Raw genomic sequence first — 19,447 nt, forward strand, 5'->3', positions numbered from 1 at the left:
TAATAAGATGAAAATTATACATTGGTTTAACCCGCTGTCCTGCCCGATACTTGCACCACTTTTTCTTGTGATTGAAATCAATGAGCCAACAAAATTCACCTCCAGGCCTCAGCCCGGCACTGATTGTGCTGATAGCCATCGCCACCGGTTTGGCCGTCGCCAGTAACTACTATGCGCAGCCATTGCTGGAAACCATCGCCCAAAACTTTGGGCTATCGGTCAATCAGGCCGGTTTTATCGTCACCGCCGCCCAAATGGGCTACGCCGTAGGCCTGCTGCTGCTGGTGCCGCTCGGCGATATGTTTGAACGTCGTGGGCTGATCGTCTTTATGACGCTGCTGGCCGCCGGAGGCATGCTGATCACCGCCAGCTCCACCACGCTGCCGATGATGATCCTGGGGACTGCCCTCACCGGGTTGTTCTCGGTAGTGGCGCAAATTTTGGTGCCGTTGGCCGCTACGCTGGCACACCCGGAAAAACGCGGAAAAACCGTTGGCATCATTATGAGCGGCCTGCTGCTCGGCATTCTGCTGGCACGTACCGTAGCGGGCGCACTGGCATCAATCGGCGGTTGGCGCACCATTTACTGGGTGGCCAGCGTGCTGATGATCCTGATGGCGTTGATCTTGTGGCGCGCGCTGCCACGTTACAAACAGCACTCCGGACTGAATTACCCTCAGTTGCTGAAGTCTATTTTCACCCTGTTTTGCGGTTCACCGCTGCTGCGAACCCGTGCAGTGCTCGGTGCGCTGTCCTTTGCCAACTTCAGCGTGCTCTGGACCTCAATGGCCTTCCTGTTGGCGGCTCCGCCTTTTGGTTATTCCGAAGGGGTCATCGGCCTGTTCGGGCTGGTGGGGGCCGCCGGAGCGTTGGCCGCCTCCCGTGCCGGGCATTTGGCGGATCAGGGCAAGGCGGGATTAACCACTACGGTAGGCCTGGTACTGCTGCTGCTGTCGTGGATACCTATCGCTTTCGCTAAACAATCGCTGTGGGCCCTGATCGTCGGCATTCTGATCCTCGATCTGGCCGTGCAGGCCGTACACGTTACCAACCAGAGCGTGATTTATCGCATTATGCCGGAAGCGCGCAATCGCCTGACGGCCGGCTACATGACCAGCTATTTTATCGGCGGCGCTCTGGGTTCGCTGCTGTCTGCCTCAGCCTATCAGCACGCGGGGTGGACAGGGGTCGCTGCAGCAGGGGGCATTTTGTGCCTGTTTAACCTGCTCACCTGGTGGTTGGGCAAGCGTCATGATCCCCAGGGACCGGCGGCCATCTGATTAGCAAGCGAATAGTCATAGCAGAAATTTATTAGCGGCGCAGGGTATAAACATTACTTACTCTCTGGTAATGTTCTGGGGATAAACTATTGGTTCCCTATATACCCTGCGATTCAAATACATTATGCAAAGCCAAGCTGCAGAAAGTATCAATCCCCCAGCCGTCAGTTCCACCTTCACCCACGGCATTGTCGACAGTTTACCGATCGTTATCGGCTATGTGCCGGTGGCTTTTGCGTTTGGCCTTAGCGCCGTTAAGCTGGGGTTCTCCCCGCTAGAGAGCATTTTCTTCTCCTGCATCATCTATGCGGGCGCCAGCCAGTTCGTGATCACCGCCTTGTTAAGCGCCGGTATGTCACTGTGGGTTTCCGCGCTGACCGTGATGGCAATGGATATACGGCACCTGTTGTATGGTCCTGCTTTGCGCCACCGCATCGTCTCGCGCATGTCGGCTGGCAAAACTGCGCTCTGGGCCTTTGGCCTGACTGATGAAGTGTTCGCCGCGGCCACCGCTAAATTGATGCGCAATAACCGCAGTTGGAGCGAGAACTGGATGATCGGCATCTCGCTATGCTCCTGGCTGTCTTGGGTCGCAGGCACCGCGCTGGGTGCCGTGTTCGGCAATGGGCCTCTAGAGCAGTTCCCGGTGATTGAAGCCTCATTATCCTTTATGTTGCCGGCGCTGTTCCTCAGCTTCCTGCTGGCGGCATTCAAACGTCCGCAAAGCCTGACCATTGCCGCCGCGCTGGCCGGTGCGCTGCTTGGCGTAGTGCTGTTCTCTATCCCAGTGGCCATTTTGGCCGGCATCAGCGCCGGTTGTATCGCAGCCCTGTTCCAACCCACAGCAACGGAGTCCATTGATGAACACTGATGTGCTGGTGATCGGCCTGGTGGTCGGCTGTGCTAATTATCTGTTCCGCTACTTACCCTTGCGTTTGGCGCCTGCGCGGGCACAACCGGGAATCAAACGCGGTAAAACCGCACTGTTACTCGACAGCATCGGCATCGCCTCAATCTGCGCGTTGCTGGTGGTTTCTAGCACCCCGGTAGTGATGCGTGAACCGGACAAGCTGTGGCCCACTCTGGTCGGTTTCGCCGCGCTGGGCCTGTGTTTTTACCGAACCAAAAGCATCATTTTGTCGACGCTGATTGGCGCGGCATCCTTTGGCATTACATTAAAGTTATTTATGATTTTCAGTCAGGGTAACCTTTAATCTTAGGCAGCACGTCGCATTAACCCTTTTGCTTAAAGTGGGTTTATTGACAATCCGCTGACAAATGACACGAATTGCTAAATTAATCACCCTGCTGAACATTTACATTATTAATCACTATCGTTACTATCTCGGACGAAACTAATGAGGCCCAAAATTATGGAAAGCTCGTTTGCTCCCATTGAACAAATGCTTAATTTCCGCGCCAAGCGTCAGAAAGATTTCCCTTATCAGGAAATCCTGCTGACCCGCCTGTGCATGCACATGCAAAGCAAGCTGCTGGAAAATCGCAATAAAATGCTGAAAGCACAAGGGATTAACGAAACATTGTTTATGGCGCTGATTACCCTGGATGCGCAGGAAAGCCACAGCATTCAGCCTTCTGAGCTAAGCTCTGCCCTGGGCTCGTCACGGACCAATGCCACGCGCATTGCCGACGAACTTGAGAAACGCGGTTGGATTGAACGCCGTGAAAGCGACAACGATCGTCGCTGCCTGCACCTGCACATGACGCCGCAGGGAGAAGAGTTTCTCAATCAATTGCTGCCACCGCAGCACAAGTGTCTGCATTTCCTGTGGTCCACGCTGAACGATGATGAACAGCAACAGCTTGAAAAGCTGACGCGTAAGCTGTTGACGCGCCTGGACCAGATGGAAGTTACAGAACAGTTATCCCAATAATTTCTGTTCAGGTACATACATACTATGCGATCCCCATTTAACTGGAGATTCACCCCACTGTTCGCCGTATTACTGCTGGCCGGGTGTGCGTCTACCGATAATATTGCCCCGCAATCCACCCTGATGGATCCGCAGGCTCTGCAGCTTGCGCAGCCGAAGGTCAGCTCGTTGAACGTCAGCCCGCAGTGGTGGCGCGCGCTTAACGACCAGCAACTTGACGCGCTGATGACCCAGACGCTGCAAAGCTCCCCTTCGCTGCGACAGGCAGCGGCACGCGTACGCGAAGCACAAAGCGTAATGGGGGAAGCCAGCGCCGCCAACGGGCCGAATCTGGATCTCAACGCCAGCAGCAACCGCCAAAAAGTGCCGCAAAACGTGAACCTGGGGCTGGGGTATCCTCATCAACCGATCTACGAAACCTCCAACTCGCTGGGGCTGAACCTGGCCTATGAATTCGACTGGTGGGGCAAATACCGCAACCAGGTCAACGCCGCCAAGGCACAGGTCGATGCGGCCCGCGCCGAGCAGGAACAGGCCGCGTTGACGCTGACCAGTTCAGTAGCCTCCGCCTATTATCAGTTGCAAAGCAATTTCGCGCTGGAAAAACTGTTGCAACAGGAAGTGGACAACAACCAACGCCTGGCTGACTTGCGCCAACAGCAATACAAAGCCGGCATCACCGGCGTTGATATTCCGCAACAAACCCAGGCGCAAGCCGACGGCGCCAAGCAGCAGATCCTGCAACTGCAATCGCAGATTGAACAACTCAGACACCAACTGGCCGCATTGGCAGGCCAGGGCCCGAACGCCATGCAACACCTGCGCCCGGTGGCCCTTCCCGCCAGCAGTTTGATGGCGCCAAAAGGTGAACTGACCGCCGATCTGCTCGGTAAACGTCCGGATATCGCCGCACAGCGCCAGTTGGTGGAGTCCTATAACCAGCGCGTCAGCGCCGCCCGTAAAGAATTTTACCCCAGCCTGACCATTTCAGCCTTTGCCGGCCTGACCACCACCAACACCAGTGGGACCAGCCCGAATCTGTTTGAAGCGGCCAGCCAGGCCTGGAACGTGATGCCGGCAATTTCATTGCCGATCTTCCACGCCGGTGCGCTGCGCAGCAAGCTGGGTGAGGAGTCCGCGCTGTATGACCAAGCGGTGGAGTCCTATAACCAAACCATCCTGAATGCCGTGCAGGAAACCGCCGATGCCATCACCGTCCAACAAAGCACTGCGCAACAGCAGCTGCAGGCGGCATCTGCGTCCGAATCGATGCAACAGGTGTACCGCGTCGCTAACGCTCGATACCAGGCAGGGATTATCGGGCGCGACCAGTTGTTGACCAGCCAAACGCAGCTTTTGCAGCAGCAGCAGGCGGAACTGAATGCCAGCAGCAATTTGCTGCAGGCGAAGATAGGACTGATCCGTGCGCTGGGCGGTGGCTATCAGGCCCCGGCCGCTACGGGTTCAAAAGCATAATAAAATAGAGAGCTTGGAGAACACCATGAGCGCAAGCGCGGAGACTCAAAACCCGCAGCAACCGGCAGGTAAAAAGAAGCAGCGTAAATTTTGGCTGCTGCTGCTGACGGTTATTTTCATCGTTATTGGGGTGGCATATTTAGTCTATTGGTTCCTGGTGTTACGTCATCATCAGGAAACCGACAACGCCTATGTTTCCGGTAACCAGGTCCAGATCATGGCCCAGGTGAACGGCAGCGTTAACCGCGTCAACTTCGACAATACCGACTATGTGAAACAGGGTGACGTGTTGGTTACCCTGGATCCGACCGATGCCGAACAGGCGCTGGAACGCGCCAAAACCGGCCTGGCCAATAGCGTGCGTCAGACCCACCAGCTGCTCATCAACAGCAAGCAGTATCAGGCCAACATTGCCCTGCGCAAGTCTGACCTGAGCAAGGCTGAAAACGATCTGAAACGCCGCGTCGTGCTCGGCAGCGTTGATGCTATCGGCCGTGAAGAACTGCAACATGCTCGCGATGCAGTCGACAGCGCCAAGGCGGCGTTGGAAGTGGCGGTGCAGCAATACAACGCTAACCAGGCGATGGTATTGAATACCCCGCTGGAGCAGCAGCCGGCCATTCAACAGGCCGCCGCGCAAATGCGTGACGCCTGGCTGGCATTGCAACGGACCAAAATCATCAGCCCGATCACCGGTTATGTCTCACGCCGCAGCGTACAGGTTGGCGCGCAAATCGCCGCCGGTTCCCCGCTGATGGCGGTGGTGCCAGCCGATCACATTTGGGTTGATGCCAACTTCAAAGAAACCCAAATCGCCAATATGCGTATCGGCCAGTCGGCTACCGTAGTCAGTGACATTTACGGTGATGACGTGGTGTACAACGGTAAAGTGGTCGGTATCGATATGGGTACCGGCAGCGCCTTCTCACTGCTGCCTGCGCAGAACGCCACCGGTAACTGGATCAAAGTGGTTCAGCGTCTGCCGGTACGTATAGAACTGGACGCCAAACAAATCGCCGATCATCCGCTGCGTATCGGTCTGTCGACCCTGGTTAAAGTTGACACCACCAATCTGGACGGCCGCGTGCTGTCTGACGTGGTGCGCGACAAACCGCTGTACCAAAGCGACGCCCTGGCGTTGAACCTGGCACCGGTTAACCAAATGATCGCCGACGTGATCCATGCGAATGCCGGTTAAGCGCGCGGGAGGCTACCTTGGCACAGAAACCGCTTGAAGGCGCTCAGCTCGCCTGGATGACGGTCGCGCTTGCCCTGGCGACCTTTATGCAGGTGCTGGACTCCACCATTGCCAACGTGGCGATCCCAACCATTGCGGGTAACCTCGGGTCTTCCAACTCGCAGGGAACCTGGGTGATCACCTCGTTTGGCGTGGCGAACGCCATTTCCATCCCGATCACCGGCTGGTTGGCAAAGCGCATCGGTGAAGTGCGGTTGTTCCTTTGGTCCACCGCGCTGTTCGTACTCGCCTCCTGGCTGTGCGGCATTTCCAACAGTCTGGGCATGCTGATCTTCTTCCGCGTGATCCAGGGTGTGGTCGCGGGGCCGTTGATCCCGCTGTCGCAGAGTCTGTTGCTGAACAACTATCCGCCCGCCAAGCGAGCGATGGCCCTGGCACTATGGTCGATGACGGTGATCGTTGCGCCCATTTTCGGGCCTATCCTCGGCGGTTATATCAGTGACAACTATCACTGGGGCTGGATCTTCTTCATCAACATCCCGATCGGTGCCGTGGTGATCCTGGTGGCGATGTCAACGCTGAAAGGCAGGGAAACCAAAACCGAGATCAAACCGATCGATACCGTCGGTCTGGTGCTGCTGATTGTCGGTATAGGATCTTTGCAGGTGATGCTCGATCAGGGCAAGGAGCTCGACTGGTTCAACTCGACCGAGATCATCGTTCTGACGGTGGTGGCGGTGGTGGCGCTGCTGTTCCTGATTATCTGGGAACTGACGGACGACCATCCGGTGGTGGATTTGTCACTGTTCAAATCGCGCAACTTTACCGTCGGCTGCCTGTGTATCAGCCTGGCCTACATGCTGTACTTCGGCGCCATTGTGCTATTGCCGCAGTTGCTGCAGGAGGTTTATGGCTATACCGCCACCTGGGCAGGGCTGGCTTCGGCGCCCGTCGGGTTGATACCGGTATTGCTGTCGCCGATCATCGGCAAGTTCGGCAACCGGCTCGATATGCGACGATTGGTGACCTTCAGTTTCATTATGTATGCGGTGTGCTTCTACTGGCGCGCCTATACCTTTGAACCGGGAATGGACTTTGGCGCCTCGGCCTGGCCGCAGTTTATTCAGGGCTTCGCCATCGCCTGCTTCTTTATGCCATTGACCACCATTACGCTGTCCGGTCTACCGCCCGAGCGCATGGCGGCGGCATCGAGCCTGTCGAACTTTACTCGAACACTGGCGGGGTCGATCGGGACATCGATCACCACGACCTTGTGGACCCAGCGAGAATCGCAGCATCACTCGCAGCTGACGGAGTTTGTGAATCCTTACAACCCGCAGTCGCAAGAGATGTACCGGCAGTTGGAACAAATTGGCATGAGCAAGCAGCAGGCTTCGGCCTACATCGCCAACGAGATCACCGCGCAGGGGCTGATTATCTCCGCCAACGAGATCTTCTGGCTGTCGGCCGGGGTGTTCCTGATCCTGCTGGTGCTGGTCTGGGTGGCGAAACCGCCGTTCAGCTCCGGCGGTGGGGGCGGCGGCGCTCACTAAACCAGAGAAAGCAAAACGGGCGCCCAGAGGCGCCCGTTTTTTATTTATACCGTTGCAGCCAGGCGACGGATATTAAGCCTGGTTTTGACGCCACCAATCGGCCAGCAAAATGCCGGTCGCGACCGATACGTTCAGGCTTTCTACCTTGCCGGTACCGCCGATAGACACGTTCATATCACCCTGCTGCCAGGCGCTGTCGCTCAGGCCATCACGCTCCTGCCCCAACACCAGCACCATTTTGGCCGGCAGCTTAGCCTGTGCCAATGGGGTGCCTTTATGGCTAGAAGTGGTCACGATGGCGTAACCGGCCTTGCGGAAAGTATCCAGCACCGACAGGAAGTCATCTGCGCTGATCGCCTTGATGTGTTCCGCGCCGCCTTCTGCGGTACGTACCGCCGCACCGGACTCCAGCAATGCCGGATCCTGCAACAGAACGCCATTCACGCCAAAGTGTGCGCAAGAACGGACGATAGCGCCCAGGTTGTGTGGGTTGCCCACCTCTTCCAATGCCAGCACGCAGTCTTTCGCCGGTGCTTCTTTCAGATAGGTTTGCGCATCCAGGCCCTGACGTTTTTTGATCAGGAAGCATACGCCGCCGTGATGCTCGGTGCCGGACGCTTTGGCCAGCTCTTCTTCATCTACCACGTGGTAGGCTTTGCGGTTGGCCGCCATCCAGCGCAGCGCTTCACGAAAACGCGGCGTGACCGACTGCACGAACCAGGCGCGGACGATCGCGTCCGGACGGCTGGCAAACAGCGCCTGACAGGCGTTTTCACCGTACACGCGGGTTTCTTCCGCACGCTGGCGACGCAGTTGCTCTGGATCGATAAAGCTTTTGCCGCTGATGCCACCGTGATCGAACGCCGGTTCTTCTTCCGGACCACGAGACACGGTTTTCCATGGCGAATCATAACCGCCACGGTCTTCAGTACGCGCTGGACGGCGAGGACGATCGCTTTCACTGCGGCGGGAATCAGAGCCAGAGCCACGGCGATCGTTGTTACCGCGCGGCTTGTCCTGACCGGTACGGCCCGAAGAGCGAGCACCGTCTGCCGGACGGCCTTTGCCGGCCGGACGCTTATTCTTGTTACGGTCGTCGCCGTTACTGTCGTCGTCACTGCGGACGTACATCACTTTAACTTTACCGTTCTTGCCACTAAATGAATCGTTCATTTTCTTCTCCACCAACGCGCAGGGCGCGAAGATTACCTGATGTTGGGGTGCTAAGCCACCTACTTGCGCTAAAAGCTAACAACTATCGTATTCATTGAACAAACCTCTTTGTTCATTGACGCGCTTTTAACGATAATAAGCAGCATTAAAGATACATCTCCGCAACCCGAATGCGGTATGTCGTGCTTTCCCAGTATCCGAGGTCATCATGAATACAGTTTGTCCCGCTTGTAATGCCACCAACCGCGTACCTGAAGATCGTGTGGCTGACGGCGCAAAATGCGGCCGTTGCGGCCATGCGCTTTTTGACGGTGAAGTGATCAATGCCACCGCCGCGACACTGGACGCGCTGCTGCAGGATGGCCTGCCGGTGGTGGTCGACTTTTGGGCACCGTGGTGTGGCCCTTGCGTCAGCTTTGCGCCGATCTTCGAAGACGTTGCCGAAGAGCGCGCCGGTAAAGTCCGCTTCGTAAAAGTGAATACCGAAGCTGAACCGGAACTGAGCGCCCGTTTCCGCATCCGCAGCATCCCGACCATTATGCTCTTCCGCGACGGAAAAATGGTCGACATGCTCAATGGCGCCATGCCGAAAACGCCGTTTGATAACTGGCTCAATGAACTAGTTTAACGCAGAAAGTCCAGGCGGTGTTGCCCATTGTCAATGACACCGCCGCATTTCAAACCGGCCCGAACGCTCCCGTCGGGCTTTTTTCTGCGTTACAATGGCGTTTTTTCCCCGGGATCTTTATGACCGACAACGCCGTACTTCGCCTGCGCCAGTTTCGCCTGGAACGATCAACCCGCCCTTTTCTGGCGCGTGGCAACCGCATTACGCGTTGTCAGGGGTGTCTGCTGCCACAAAAAAACTGCCTGTGTGACACCATCCAGCCGCAGCCGGCCGCCAGCCGTTTTTGCCTGATCATGTTTGGCGCAGAACCGCTCAAACCAAGCAATACCGGCAGATTGATCGCCGATATTCTGCCGGACACCCAGGCGTTTCTCTGGTCGCGTACCGAGGTTGATCCTGGCCTGCTGGCGGCGATTAACGATCCCGAACGTCAGCCTTACGTGGTGTTTCCCGCATCTTATGCCGCCCCTGAACGACCGGTATTCAGCGAACTGCCCGTCGGTGGCAAACCGCCGCTGTTTATTATGCTCGACGGCACCTGGACCGAGGCGAGCAAGATGTTCCGCAAAAGCCCGTACCTCAATCAGTTTCCGGTGTTTTCGCTCAATGTTACCGCCGCCTCAAATTACCAACTGCGTGAAGCCAGCCGCACCGAGCAGCACTGCACCGCGGAAGTGGCGACAGCGCTGTTGCAACAGGCCGGTGATACCGCCGCGGCCGACGGCCTGGCTGAGCATTTTCGCTACTTCCGTCAACAGTATCTGGCAGGGAAACCTACTCGCCCGGAGGCACCGGTCACAGCAAAGCCGTTGTAAAACGCCTAGAATCAAGTCGGTAACGTTGCCTATAGCCAATAGCATTCGAAAGACAGGTAGGCGGCAACTGAACGAATCCCAGGGAGCTTAGTTAACTAAGTGACCAGGGTGAGAGAGGGCAGCCAACACCCCTGTCTTTTGAAGGATAACGGATATAAAGGAGCCGTGCATGAGCCAGCGAGGGTTAGAAGCGCTTTTACGTCCTAAATCGATTGCCGTTCTCGGCGCTTCACAGCAGCCTGGCCGCGCCGGCAACCTGATGATGAGCAACCTGCTGGCCGGCGGCTTCAACGGGCCGGTCATGCCCGTCACGCCGCGTTATAAGGCGGTATGCGGAGTCATGGCCTACCCGGACGTCGCCAGCCTGCCGCTCAGCCCCGATCTGGCCATACTGTGTACCCATGCGCATCGCAATCTGGCCTTGATTGAGGATTTGGGCAAACGCGGCTGCAAAACGGCCATTGTGCTCTCCTCGCCGCCAGAACAGTTCGCCGAGCTGAAAGCCTGCGCGCAGCGTTATTCGATGCGCCTGCTGGGGCCGAACAGCCTGGGCCTGCTGGCCCCCTGGCAAGGCATCAACGCCAGTTTCTCGCCGGTACCGATCCTGAAGGGCAAGCTGGCGTTTATTTCCCAGTCCGCCGCGGTGGCCAATACCATTCTCGACTGGGCACAGCAACGCGAAGTCGGCTTTTCCTATTTTATCGCGCTGGGCGACAGCCTGGATATTGACGTCGACGACCTGCTGGATTTTCTGGCACGCGACAGTAAAACCAGCGCCATCCTGCTGTATCTGGAAAACATCAGCGATGCGCGCCGCTTTTTATCTGCCTCGCGCAGTGCTTCGCGCAACAAACCCATTCTGGTGGTCAAAAGCGGACGCAGTCAGCAGGCCCAGCTGTTGCTAAACAGTCAGCAGGGGCTGGATGCCGCTTACGATGCCGCAATCCAACGCGCCGGTTTACTGCGCGTACAGGATACCCACGAGCTGTTCTCGGCAGTGGAAACGCTGAGCCATATGCATCCGTTGCGCGGAGAGCGGTTGATGATCGTCAGCAACGGTGCGGCACCGGCGGCAATGGCGTTGGACGAACTGCTGGGGCGCAACGGCAAGCTGGCGCCGCTGGGAGACGAGATCCTGGCGCAATTGGGTGACGCCTTGCCCGACTTTATACGCGCCGGCAACCCGATTGACCTGCGAGACGATGCAACACCGCAGCGCTATCTGGCGGCGGTCAAGACCCTGCTCGACAGCCACGACTACGACGCTTTATTGCTGATCCACGCTCCTAGCGCGGCAGCCCCAGGCACCCTGACCGCCGAACGTATTATCGAGGCCGTGCGTCAGCACCCGCGTGGTAAACGCGTGACTTTGCTGACCAACTGGTGCGGTGAGTACTCTTCGCAAGAAGCCCGCCGGTTATTTACCGAAGCCGGTATTCCCACCTACCGAACGCCGGAAGGTGCAGTAACCGCGTTTATGCATATGGTGGAATATCGTCGTAATCAGAAACAGCTTAAAGAAACCCCGGCGCTTCCGGTCGGTCTGACGGCCAACACCGCCGACGCTCACCGATTGATTCAGCAGGCGCTGGCGGAAGGCGCAACGCAGCTCGATACCCACGAGGTACAGTCGATTCTAAAGGCCTATGACCTGACGACGCTGCCTACCTGGATTGCCGAAGACAGCGCCGAAGCCGTGCATATTGCCGAGCAAATCGGCTATCCGGTGGCCCTGAAGCTGCGCTCCCCCGATATTCCGCACAAGTCTGAAGTTCAGGGCGTAATGCTCTATTTGCGCACCGCTACCGAGGTACAACGCGCCGCTGAGGCAATTCTCGACCGCGTTAAACGTACCTATCCACAAGCGCGCATTCACGGCCTGTTGGTTCAGAGCATGGCCAACCGCGCCGGAGCGCAGGAGCTTCGTATCGCGGTGGAGCAAGATGCCATTTTCGGCCCGCTGATCATGCTGGGTGAAGGCGGTATCGAATGGCGCCAGGAAAATCAGGTCGCCGTAGCGCTGCCGCCGCTGAATATGGCGCTGGCGCGTTATCTGGTATTGCAGGCGGTGAAAGGCGGAAAAATTCGCGGCCGCAGCGCTTTACGACCGCTGGATATCCCTGGACTGAGCCGCTTGCTGGTGCAGGTGTCCAATCTGATCCTCGACTGCCCGGAAATTACCCGTCTGGATATCCATCCGGTTCTGGCCTCTGGCAGCGAATTCACCCTGCTCGACGTTTCCATGCAGCTTGCTCCGTTCGAAGGTGATCCGCAGGCACGGCTGGCGATCCGTCCTTACCCTCATGAGCTGGAAGAAACTATCGGATTAAAAGACGGCTCGCAATGCCTGTTCAGGCCAATCCTGCCGGAAGATGAACCCGCGCTGAAACACTTTATCGATCGCGTGACCAAGGAAGATCTCTACTATCGCTACTTCAGTGAGATCAACGAGTTTACCCATGACGATTTGGCTAACATGACGCAGATCGACTACGATCGGGAGATGGCTTTTGTCGCGGTGCGAGATGACCAAATCATTGGCGTAACACGTGCTCTCTCCGACCCGGATAATACCGACGCGGAATTTGCCGTGTTGGTGCGTTCAGATTTGAAAGGGCTCGGTTTGGGGCGCCAACTGTTGGAAAAAATGATTGCCTATGCCCGCGCCCACGGGTTGGCTCGCCTGACCGGCATCACCATGCCTAATAACCGCGGAATGATAGCGCTGGCGCAACGGCTGGGCTTTGGCATCGATGTGCAGCTTGAGGACGGTATCGTCAATTTGACCCTGCCGCTGCAGGCGGAAGAAGCGCAGTGACCTGTGTCGCAATGCGCTACGAATCCACCACTTAACGCCAAAACATACGCACAATCGGGACAACTAGTGGTATTATCGCCCGATTATTCGATTTACTGTTTTCCCGTATTTGGCGTTCCGGCCATCTAATCATGAGAGAAGAAGCGCACTGTGATGTTGTCAAAATTTAAACGTAGCAAACATCAACAACACCTTGCACAACTGCCCAAACTCCCCCAGACGGTAGCTGATGTACGTACTTTGTACACACCGTCTGATTACCGTGCCACGCTGCTGGAATTGATCGCTAACGCCACCCAACGCATTTATCTGGTCGCTCTGTATCTGGAGCATGACGACGCCGGACGCGATATTCTCAACGCGCTTTATCAAGCCAAGCAGCGGTGCCCGGCGCTGGAGATTTGCATTCTGGTCGACTGGCATCGTGCCCAGCGTGGGCGCATCGGCGCCGCGGCCGCCAATACCAACGCCGATTGGTATTGCTCAATGGCAGACCAGCACCCAGAGCTTGCCGTGCCAATCTACGGCGTGCCGGTGAATACCCGCGAAGCCCTGGGCGTGTTGCACCTGAAAGGTTTTGTGATCGACGATACCGTGGTTTACAGCGGTGCCAGCATCAATGACGTTTACCTGCATCAGCATGAGAAATACCGCTACGATCGTTACCAGTTGATCACCAATGGCGAATTGGCCAATACCATGATCGATTACATCAAGCAGCACCTGCTGACCGCCGGTGCCGTGCAACGTTTGGATCGTGACGATCGTCCCAAGAGCCCGGAGATCAAAAACGAAACTCGCTTATTTCGTTTCGGTCTGCGCCGAGCCGGTTATCAGTTTCGCAACCAGGCGGGCAACGATGAGCTGGCGGTAACGCCGCTGGTTGGGCTGGGTAAGCAAAGCGTGTTGAATAAAACCATTCACCATCTGATGTCCTGTGCCGATCAGAAACTGACGCTATGCACCCCTTACTTCAACCTGCCGGCCCTGCTGGTGCGCAATATCATCTATCTGCTGCGCCAGGGCAAACAGGTGGAAATTATTGTGGGCGACAAAACCGCCAATGATTTCTATATTCCGGAAGATCAGCCGTTCAAAATTATCGGCGCCCTGCCTTATCTGTACGAAATCAACCTGCGACGCTTTCTCAGCCGCTTGCAGCGCTACGTCGATACCGGCCAGTTGATTGTTCGCCTGTGGAAAGACGGCGATAACAGCTACCACCTGAAAGGCATGTGGGTGGATGACGAATGGCAGTTGATTACCGGTAATAACCTCAATCCGCGCGCCTGGCGACTGGATCTGGAAAATGCCATTCTGATCCACGATCCCAAGCAGGAGATGCGTGAGCAACGGCATAAAGAGCTGGAGTGCATCCGCACTCACACCACCGTGGTGGAGAATTACCTGGAACTGCAAAGCATCCAGCAGTACCCGATCAAAGTGCGCAAGCTGATCCGCCGTCTGCGCCGTATCCGTATTGACCGGTTGATTAGCCGTATACTGTAATCCCACTATAATTTAGCTATCGCAGACCCCGGCCTATGCCGGGGTTTTTATGTGTCATGACAACAGGATGTTTTCATTATGCGCCCACTCCGCTGCCTGGCCGTGCTCCCCTTTCTATTGCTCACCAGCGGCTGTACCCACCTGGCAAATGACAGCTGGACCGGGAAAGACAAGGCACAACACTTTGTCGCCTCTGCGGCTTTCGCTGCCGCCGGTGCCGCTTATGGCGATCATCAAAACTGGAATGAGGCACGCAGCCGCAGCTTTGGCCTGATGTTTTCAATCGGGCTCGGCGCCGCCAAAGAACTGTATGACAGTCGCGAAGGCGGCACCGGCTGGAGTTGGAAAGATTTTGCCTGGGATGTCGCGGGAGCAGCGACCGGCTATAGCCTTTACCACGCAACCCGCTGATTCACAGCTGGATCTCTTTCCCTTTGCGGTGCAAGCGAAGAGAAACGATCAGCGCCAGCAGACACATGCCGGAAACATACCAGAAGAAGGCATTCTCGAAGCCAAACGACTTCAGCGACAGTGCAACATATTCCGCCGAGCCGCCAAACATCGCATTAGCCACCGCATAAGACAGACCAACGCCTAACGCGCGCACCTCCGGCGGGAACATTTCAGCCTTCAGCAGCCCGCTGATCGAGGTATAGAAACTGACGATAAATAACGCCAGCACAATCAGACCGAAGGCCGCATAAGGGTTGCTGACATTTTTCAGCGTCAGCAAGATAGGCACGGTCAGCAAGGTCGCCAACGAGGCAAAGATCAGCATTGAACTGCGGCGACCGATCTTGTCTGACAATGCCCCGACCAAGGGCTGCAGCAGCATGTAGATAAAGAGTGCGGCGGTCATAATGCCGCTGGCCAGCTTGGCGTCCATCCCGGAAGTATTGACCAGATACTTTTGCATATAGGTCGTAAAAGTATAAAAACTCAGCGAACCACCGGCGGTAAAGCCCAACACCATCAGGAAGGCTTTACGATTTTTCCACAGCCCCTTCAGTGAACCCGCATCTTTATGGTTACGGGTTTTGGCATCGGAGGTTTCATTCAGCGACCGACGCAGATATAACGCCACTACCGCCAATACCGCGCCAATCGCAAAGGGAATACGCCAGCCCCAAGCCTTTAGTTCCTCGGCAGAGAGGATCTGCTGCAGAGCCACCAGAACCAGCAACGCCAGCAATTGGCCGCCAATCAGCGTGACGTACTGGAAAGAAGCATAGAAACCACGTCGCCCTTTTATTGCCACCTCGCTCATATAGGTGGCGCTGGTACCGTACTCACCGCCGACCGACAGGCCCTGGAACAGACGCGCAACCAACAGTAGCACCGGAGCCCAACTTCCGATCGACTCATAGGTCGGTAAACAGGCGATCACCAGCGATCCTGCACACATCATGCAAACAGAGATCAGCATCGAGTTTTTGCGACCATGCTTATCGGCAATATAACCGAACAACCAGCCGCCGATCGGGCGCATGAAGAAACCGGCGGCGAACACACCGGCAGTTTGTAGCAATTGGGTGGTGCTGTTACCGGCGGGGAAAAATGAAGCGGCAAAGTAGATAGAACAGAAGGAATAGACGTAAAAATCAAACCACTCCACCAGGTTACCCGATGAAGCGCCAACAATAGCGAAAATGCGTTTCTTTTTGTCCTGTACTGCCGGGTCGACGGTATTTCCATCCTCAATGGCCGAGGTTGTTTCTGTCATTTTCTATTCTCCGAGCCAGATAAACCGTGAAGTCGGCGTCCCGCCGTTTAAATGCAACTCAATTGTTAACGTTGAGTTAACAATTAAAACAAATAGCGGGCGAAGAATATAGCGTGATTTTTGTGATGCGCATTGAAGACTGGCGTGAAAACTGGGCGAAATAACAGCAAATATTTATATAGCGGACATAGCAAAAAGGCCATCCTTGCGGATGGCCTCTTGGCTTAATTGATGCCTGGCAGTGTCCTACTCTCGCATGGGGAGACCCCACACTACCATCGGCGCTACGGCGTTTCACTTCTGAGTTCGGCATGGGGTCAGGTGGGACCACCGCGCTATTGCCGCCAGGCAAATTCTGTTTCATTCCAACCGCCACTCCCGCAGCCATTGAAACCAATCTCGGAACTCGCTGAAAATCTCTACAATCTCTCTAAAACACCTTTGGTGTTGTAAGGTTAAGCCTCACGGATCATTAGTACTGGTTAGCTCAATGCATCGCTGCACTTACACACCCAGCCTATCAACGTCTTAGTCTTAAACGTTCCTTCAGGGACCTTAAAGGCCCAGGGAAGACTCATCTCGAGGCAAGTTTCGCGCTTAGATGCTTTCAGCGCTTATCTTTTCCGCACTTAGCTACCGGGCAGTGCCATTGGCATGACAACCCGAACACCAGTGGTGCGTTCACTCCGGTCCTCTCGTACTAGGAGCAACCCCTCTCAATCTTCCAACGCCCACGGCAGATAGGGACCGAACTGTCTCACGACGTTCTAAACCCAGCTCGCGTACCACTTTAAATGGCGAACAGCCATACCCTTGGGACCTACTTCAGCCCCAGGATGTGATGAGCCGACATCGAGGTGCCAAACACCGCCGTCGATATGAACTCTTGGGCGGTATCAGCCTGTTATCCCCGGAGTACCTTTTATCCGTTGAGCGATGGCCCTTCCATTCAGAACCACCGGATCACTAAGACCTACTTTCGTACCTGCTCGAGCCGTCACTCTCGCAGTCAAGCTAGCTTATGCCTTTGCACTAACCTCACGATGTCCGACCGTGATTAGCTAACCTTCGTGCTCCTCCGTTACTCTTTGGGAGGAGACCGCCCCAGTCAAACTACCCACCAGACACTGTCCTCACCCCGGATTACGGGGCCGAGTTAGAACATCAAACATTAAAGGGTGGTATTTCAAGGTTGGCTCCACGCAGACTGGCGTCCACGCTTCAAAGCCTCCCACCTATCCTACACATCAAGGCTCAATGTTCAGTGTCAAGCTATAGTAAAGGTTCACGGGGTCTTTCCGTCTTGCCGCGGGTACACTGCATCTTCACAGCGAGTTCAATTTCACTGAGTCTCGGGTGGAGACAGCCTGGCCATCATTACGCCATTCGTGCAGGTCGGAACTTACCCGACAAGGAATTTCGCTACCTTAGGACCGTTATAGTTACGGCCGCCGTTTACTGGGGCTTCGATCAAGAGCTTCGCCTTGCGGCTGACCCCATCAATTAACCTTCCAGCACCGGGCAGGCGTCACACCGTATACGTCCACTTTCGTGTTTGCACAGTGCTGTGTTTTTATTAAACAGTTGCAGCCAGCTGGTATCTGCGACTGGCTTCAGCTCCGAGAGCAAGTCTCTTCACCTACGCGCCAGCGTGCCTTCTCCCGAAGTTACGGCACCATTTTGCCTAGTTCCTTCACCCGAGTTCTCTCAAGCGCCTTGGTATTCTCTACCTGACCACCTGTGTCGGTTTGGGGTACGATTCTGTGTTACCTGATGCTTAGAGGCTTTTCCTGGAAGCTTGGCATCAACTACTTCTGCACCGTAGTGCATCGTCATCACGCCTCAGGGTTAACAAGTAACCGGATTTACCAGGTCACTCCCCCTACACGCTTAAACCGGGACAACCGTCGCCCGGCTAGCCTAGCCTTCTCCGTCCCCCCTTCGCAGTAACACCGAGTACAGGAATATTAACCTGTTTCCCATCGACTACGCCTTTCGGCCTCGCCTTAGGGGTCGACTCACCCTGCCCCGATTAACGTTGGACAGGAACCCTTGGTCTTCCGGCGAGCGGGCTTTTCACCCGCTTTATCGTTACTTATGTCAGCATTCGCACTTCTGATACCTCCAGCAACCCTCACAGGCCACCTTCAACGGCTTACAGAACGCTCCCCTACCCAACAACGCCTAAGCGTCGCTGCCGCAGCTTCGGTGCATGGTTTAGCCCCGTTACATCTTCCGCGCAGGCCGACTCGACCAGTGAGCTATTACGCTTTCTTTAAATGATGGCTGCTTCTAAGCCAACATCCTGGCTGTCTATGCCTTCCCACATCGTTTCCCACTTAACCATGACTTTGGGACCTTAGCTGGCGGTCTGGGTTGTTTCCCTCTTCACGACGGACGTTAGCACCCGCCGTGTGTCTCCCGTGATAACATTCTTCGGTATTCGGAGTTTGCATCGGTTTGGTAAGCCGGGATGGCCCCCTAGCCGAAACAGTGCTCTACCCCCGAAGATGAGTTCACGAGGCGCTACCTAAATAGCTTTCGGGGAGAACCAGCTATCTCCCGGTTTGATTGGCCTTTCACCCCCAGCCACAAGTCATCCGCTAATTTTTCAACATTAGTCGGTTCGGTCCTCCAGTTAGTGTTACCCAACCTTCAACCTGCCCATGGCTAGATCACCGGGTTTCGGGTCTATACCTTGCAACTATTCGCCCAGTTAAGACTCGGTTTCCCTACGGCTCCCCTATACGGTTAACCTTGCTACAAAATATAAGTCGCTGACCCATTATACAAAAGGTACGCAGTCACACCACGAAGGTGCTCCCACTGCTTGTACGTACACGGTTTCAGGTTCTATTTCACTCCCCTCGCCGGGGTTCTTTTCGCCTTTCCCTCACGGTACTGGTTCACTATCGGTCAGTCAGGAGTATTTAGCCTTGGAGGATGGTCCCCCCATATTCAGACAGGATGTCACGTGTCCCGCCCTACTCATCGAACTCACAATTAATGCATTTTAGTGTACGGGACTATCACCCTTTACTGTGCGACTTTCCAGACGCTTCCACTAACACAAGAACTGATTCAGGTTCTGGGCTCCTCCCCGTTCGCTCGCCGCTACTGGGGGAATCTCGGTTGATTTCTTTTCCTCGGGGTACTTAGATGTTTCAGTTCCCCCGGTTCGCCTCATACGACTATGTATTCATCGTATGATAGTGCAACGAATTGCACTGGGTTTCCCCATTCGGGTATCGCCGGTTATTACGGTTCATATCACCTTACCGACGCTTATCGCAGATTAGCACGCCCTTCATCGCCTCTGACTGCCTAGGCATCCACCGTGTACGCTTAGTCACTTAACCTCACAACCCGAAGGTGTTTC

At 55.7% G+C, this 19,447-nt stretch carries 14 protein-coding genes and 2 rRNA genes; 12 read left to right on the forward strand and 4 right to left on the reverse strand.

Annotated features, from left to right (window positions below):
* The first annotated feature begins 80 nt into the window (after nucleotides 1-80).
* The 7 genes from NR114_RS14755 to emrB all read left to right on the forward strand — a co-directional run bounded on the left by NR114_RS14755 (nucleotide 81) and on the right by emrB (nucleotide 7,402).
* Nucleotides 81-1,280, forward strand: coding sequence for an MFS transporter (locus tag NR114_RS14755; protein ID WP_048761032.1), 1,200 nt, complete (start codon nucleotides 81-83; stop codon nucleotides 1,278-1,280).
* A 124-nt stretch (nucleotides 1,281-1,404) separates the two neighbouring features.
* A complete protein-coding gene (locus NR114_RS14760; protein WP_020828316.1) occupies nucleotides 1,405-2,151 on the forward strand; it encodes an AzlC family ABC transporter permease in 747 nt (248 codons plus the stop codon).
* Complete coding sequence (ygaH, locus tag NR114_RS14765) at nucleotides 2,141-2,494, forward strand: L-valine transporter subunit YgaH (protein ID WP_020828317.1); 354 nt, start codon at nucleotides 2,141-2,143, stop codon at nucleotides 2,492-2,494. Before NR114_RS14760 ends, ygaH begins: the two co-directional genes overlap by 11 nt.
* 159 nt (nucleotides 2,495-2,653) lie before the next feature.
* Nucleotides 2,654-3,175: a transcriptional repressor MprA gene (gene mprA, locus NR114_RS14770; RefSeq protein ID WP_020828318.1), complete on the forward strand. Its 522-nt coding sequence runs from the start codon at nucleotides 2,654-2,656 to the stop codon at nucleotides 3,173-3,175.
* Nucleotides 3,176-3,199: 24 nt separating this feature from the next.
* Complete coding sequence (locus tag NR114_RS14775) at nucleotides 3,200-4,651, forward strand: efflux transporter outer membrane subunit (RefSeq protein WP_234530777.1); 1,452 nt, start codon at nucleotides 3,200-3,202, stop codon at nucleotides 4,649-4,651.
* Nucleotides 4,652-4,676: 25 nt separating this feature from the next.
* A complete protein-coding gene (gene emrA, locus NR114_RS14780) occupies nucleotides 4,677-5,849 on the forward strand; it encodes a multidrug efflux MFS transporter periplasmic adaptor subunit EmrA (protein WP_129941739.1) in 1,173 nt (390 codons plus the stop codon).
* Nucleotides 5,850-5,866: 17 nt separating this feature from the next.
* Nucleotides 5,867-7,402: a multidrug efflux MFS transporter permease subunit EmrB gene (gene emrB / locus NR114_RS14785; RefSeq protein WP_129941740.1), complete on the forward strand. Its 1,536-nt coding sequence runs from the start codon at nucleotides 5,867-5,869 to the stop codon at nucleotides 7,400-7,402.
* Between the two features lie 72 nt (nucleotides 7,403-7,474).
* Here emrB and NR114_RS14790 read toward each other — a convergent pair whose 3' ends face one another.
* Entirely contained in the window at nucleotides 7,475-8,575 is a 1,101-nt protein-coding gene (locus NR114_RS14790) for a tRNA/rRNA methyltransferase (protein WP_020828322.1), read from the reverse strand.
* Nucleotides 8,576-8,783: 208 nt separating this feature from the next.
* Between NR114_RS14790 and trxC the strand changes: the two genes are divergently transcribed.
* From trxC to NR114_RS14815, 5 genes are all read left to right on the forward strand, one after another.
* The gene (gene trxC, locus NR114_RS14795; RefSeq protein WP_041414882.1) at nucleotides 8,784-9,203 is read left to right on the forward strand and encodes a thioredoxin TrxC; all 420 of its coding nucleotides are present in this window, start codon (nucleotides 8,784-8,786) and stop codon (nucleotides 9,201-9,203) included.
* A gap of 119 nt (nucleotides 9,204-9,322) precedes the next feature.
* Entirely contained in the window at nucleotides 9,323-10,018 is a 696-nt protein-coding gene (locus tag NR114_RS14800; RefSeq protein WP_041415643.1) for a tRNA-uridine aminocarboxypropyltransferase, read from the forward strand.
* Between the two features lie 169 nt (nucleotides 10,019-10,187).
* Entirely contained in the window at nucleotides 10,188-12,836 is a 2,649-nt protein-coding gene (locus NR114_RS14805; protein ID WP_122080066.1) for a bifunctional acetate--CoA ligase family protein/GNAT family N-acetyltransferase, read from the forward strand.
* Nucleotides 12,837-12,989: 153 nt separating this feature from the next.
* The gene (gene pssA / locus NR114_RS14810) at nucleotides 12,990-14,345 is read left to right on the forward strand and encodes a CDP-diacylglycerol--serine O-phosphatidyltransferase (protein WP_234530775.1); all 1,356 of its coding nucleotides are present in this window, start codon (nucleotides 12,990-12,992) and stop codon (nucleotides 14,343-14,345) included.
* 78 nt (nucleotides 14,346-14,423) lie between these two features.
* Nucleotides 14,424-14,756, forward strand: coding sequence for a YfiM family lipoprotein (locus tag NR114_RS14815; RefSeq protein ID WP_020828327.1), 333 nt, complete (start codon nucleotides 14,424-14,426; stop codon nucleotides 14,754-14,756).
* Between the two features lies 1 nt (nucleotide 14,757).
* Here the strand turns inward: NR114_RS14815 and NR114_RS14820 are convergent, their stop codons facing one another.
* The 3 genes from NR114_RS14820 to NR114_RS14830 form a co-directional block, all read right to left on the reverse strand.
* Nucleotides 14,758-16,068: an MFS family transporter gene (locus NR114_RS14820; RefSeq protein WP_020828328.1), complete on the reverse strand. Its 1,311-nt coding sequence runs from the start codon at nucleotides 16,066-16,068 to the stop codon at nucleotides 14,758-14,760.
* 233 nt (nucleotides 16,069-16,301) lie between these two features.
* Nucleotides 16,302-16,417 (reverse strand): 5S ribosomal RNA (rrf, locus tag NR114_RS14825).
* Nucleotides 16,418-16,519: 102 nt separating this feature from the next.
* A 23S ribosomal RNA gene (locus NR114_RS14830) occupies nucleotides 16,520-19,427 on the reverse strand.
* Between the last annotated feature and the right edge of the window lie 20 nt (nucleotides 19,428-19,447).

It is taken from the genome of Serratia sp. Ser99 (assembly GCF_024519545.1).
GTDB classification, from domain to species: Bacteria; Pseudomonadota; Gammaproteobacteria; order Enterobacterales; family Enterobacteriaceae; genus Serratia; species Serratia liquefaciens.

What these genes read in the sequence shown, in the direction of transcription:
- NR114_RS14775 (WP_234530777.1), top strand. Translation starts at nt 3,200, where the DNA reads ATGCGATCCCCATTTAACTGGAGATTCACCCCACTGTTCGCCGTATTA.
- NR114_RS14815 (WP_020828327.1), top strand. Translation starts at nt 14,424, where the DNA reads ATGCGCCCACTCCGCTGCCTGGCCGTGCTCCCCTTTCTATTGCTCACC.
- pssA (WP_234530775.1), top strand. Translation starts at nt 12,990, where the DNA reads ATGTTGTCAAAATTTAAACGTAGCAAACATCAACAACACCTTGCACAA.
- trxC (WP_041414882.1), top strand. Translation starts at nt 8,784, where the DNA reads ATGAATACAGTTTGTCCCGCTTGTAATGCCACCAACCGCGTACCTGAA.
- NR114_RS14800 (WP_041415643.1), top strand. Translation starts at nt 9,323, where the DNA reads ATGACCGACAACGCCGTACTTCGCCTGCGCCAGTTTCGCCTGGAACGA.
- NR114_RS14820 (WP_020828328.1), bottom strand. Translation starts at nt 16,068, where the DNA reads ATGACAGAAACAACCTCGGCCATTGAGGATGGAAATACCGTCGACCCG.
- NR114_RS14760 (WP_020828316.1), top strand. Translation starts at nt 1,405, where the DNA reads ATGCAAAGCCAAGCTGCAGAAAGTATCAATCCCCCAGCCGTCAGTTCC.
- NR114_RS14755 (WP_048761032.1), top strand. Translation starts at nt 81, where the DNA reads ATGAGCCAACAAAATTCACCTCCAGGCCTCAGCCCGGCACTGATTGTG.
- mprA (WP_020828318.1), top strand. Translation starts at nt 2,654, where the DNA reads ATGGAAAGCTCGTTTGCTCCCATTGAACAAATGCTTAATTTCCGCGCC.
- NR114_RS14790 (WP_020828322.1), bottom strand. Translation starts at nt 8,575, where the DNA reads ATGAACGATTCATTTAGTGGCAAGAACGGTAAAGTTAAAGTGATGTAC.
- NR114_RS14805 (WP_122080066.1), top strand. Translation starts at nt 10,188, where the DNA reads ATGAGCCAGCGAGGGTTAGAAGCGCTTTTACGTCCTAAATCGATTGCC.
- ygaH (WP_020828317.1), top strand. Translation starts at nt 2,141, where the DNA reads ATGAACACTGATGTGCTGGTGATCGGCCTGGTGGTCGGCTGTGCTAAT.
- emrA (WP_129941739.1), top strand. Translation starts at nt 4,677, where the DNA reads ATGAGCGCAAGCGCGGAGACTCAAAACCCGCAGCAACCGGCAGGTAAA.